Origin of the sequence: Ruminococcus sp. 1001136sp1 (assembly GCF_039841815.1) — a bacterium.
Classification (GTDB): Bacteria; Bacillota; Clostridia; order Lachnospirales; family Lachnospiraceae; genus Blautia_A; species Blautia_A faecis.
Genome location: NZ_JBDPGY010000061.1, coordinates 1 through 1,615, shown reverse-complemented (window position 1 = coordinate 1,615; position 1,615 = coordinate 1). Strand labels below are relative to the sequence as shown.

General features: G+C 32.8%; 2 protein-coding genes. One reads left to right on the top strand and one right to left on the bottom strand.

Annotation, left to right across the window (positions count from 1 at the left end):
• Positions 1-45: 45 nt before the first annotated feature.
• Positions 46-813: a hypothetical protein gene (locus tag ABHC48_RS20475; protein ID WP_187564955.1), complete on the top strand. Its 768-nt coding sequence runs from the start codon at positions 46-48 to the stop codon at positions 811-813.
• On the opposite strand, the gene ABHC48_RS20470 is transcribed toward ABHC48_RS20475, so the two are convergent.
• A complete protein-coding gene (locus tag ABHC48_RS20470; protein WP_187564954.1) occupies positions 780-1,568 on the bottom strand; it encodes a class I SAM-dependent methyltransferase in 789 nt (262 codons plus the stop codon). The genes ABHC48_RS20475 and ABHC48_RS20470 overlap by 34 nt on opposite strands.
• Positions 1,569-1,615 lie beyond the last annotated feature (47 nt).

Below are 1,615 nucleotides of genomic sequence, written 5' to 3'. Positions count from 1 at the left end.
GATAATTCTTAATTATCTGCTATAATTAATTAAGAGAGGGCTCATATGAAAAAAATGAATTCATCAACAAAACAATTGATTCTGTTGATATTTAATTCGGTTTTGACTATTGCAACTTTTGTAATAACTTATTATATCGATCCATTAAAATACACTTCGCAATCATCATTAGCAGCTGTGCCAGCATTTTTACTTTCTATAATTGTGTTGATTATTGGGCAAAATATAACTACTCACAATGAAGTGCAAAAAGTATCTGAGGATTCAGAACTTATTTGTGAAACCGTAAAAAACTATTTACATGTAACAAAAATGGGAACCCCAAAATACGCTTGGGAATATATTATTAATAGATTGCCTGTTCTAGATTATGTACAAAATACTTCGTTTAATTTCGAAGATGAAGAGATTCAAACGAATGAACGCTTATATGATGGTACTTCTTATCAACAATCATTTGTTAAAATTGCCAAAAATGTAAATCAAGGTCTAACTTGGAAAGATATTGGAGATAAATCCGCACTTGAACGTTTCAAAAAAATAGACATTCAAGTATCTGAAAAGCATAAAGGCAATTACCAATATAAACTGATTGCACAATCAGAACCCCAAATCGGTTTTGTTATTCTGACATATAAAGATGGTACTAAAGAAGTTTTATTTAACTGGGATTTTAGAGATATACCACAAGACCCAGTTGTATTGCTATCTAGAGATACTGAAATACTTAATATGTTTGCTGCGCAATACAAAGGTCTGTGGCGTGTTGCGGTCGAAGATTATGACAGTAGAGCAACTAAATCAACTTCATAAAAATAGCGATTTTTCATAAGCGCGTCAGCTTCCATCCATTTTTTTAGATTATTTGCAGATACTTCAGATAAATGCTGAATGGTCCAGATGAGCGTGCCTTGATAATAGGGAATAAAGTTTTCATCAAACGGACTCACTCGTTCAAATAATTCGAAACTATATTCAAAATTATTATAGTTGGATTTACGCAAAGCTGAAAATGTCCTGTCCATATCATAATGGTGAAATTTTTGACTATTTTCAGTTGCTATTCTTAAATCCAACTCCATCTTTTGTCTTATAGCTGTATCCATTGGACCAAAACGAATTGAAGCACCATCGTACTGCCGTACTGCAAGAACTCCATGTGGAGATCTCTTCCATAACGCCTTTATAAAGGAATCCAGATCGTCAATATATGGAAAAATATTAAAGGCTAAAGTTATATCACAGGGAGGTATTTTGTCAACTTCCTTTTCCAAATCTAAATGAAGAAATTTAACTTTTCTGTCCCATAATTTGCTTCGTTCAGTTGCTGATTTTAGAGATTCTTTATCACTATCTATGCCGATAAATTCACAATCGGACGGGAGTATATCATTCAAAAGCTCAAGCCATAAACCAGTTGCACAGCCTAAGTCAACAATATTTTTCGGATTCAATTTTGCTAATTTCTTAGCAAAAGCAGTTCTTTCAGGTAGTTTTGCACGATGGTGATTTTCTAACCATTTTGCATCTGCCAATGGTCTACCTGTCGAATTTTCTTGTGAAATCATTTCACTGCCTCCTAATGTCTTATTTATTAAGATAATTAAGAATTATC

Excerpts from the sequence above, each read along its gene's own strand:
- ABHC48_RS20475 (WP_187564955.1), top strand. The coding sequence starts at position 46 with ATGAAAAAAATGAATTCATCAACAAAACAATTGATTCTGTTGATATTT.
- ABHC48_RS20470 (WP_187564954.1), bottom strand. The coding sequence starts at position 1,568 with ATGATTTCACAAGAAAATTCGACAGGTAGACCATTGGCAGATGCAAAA.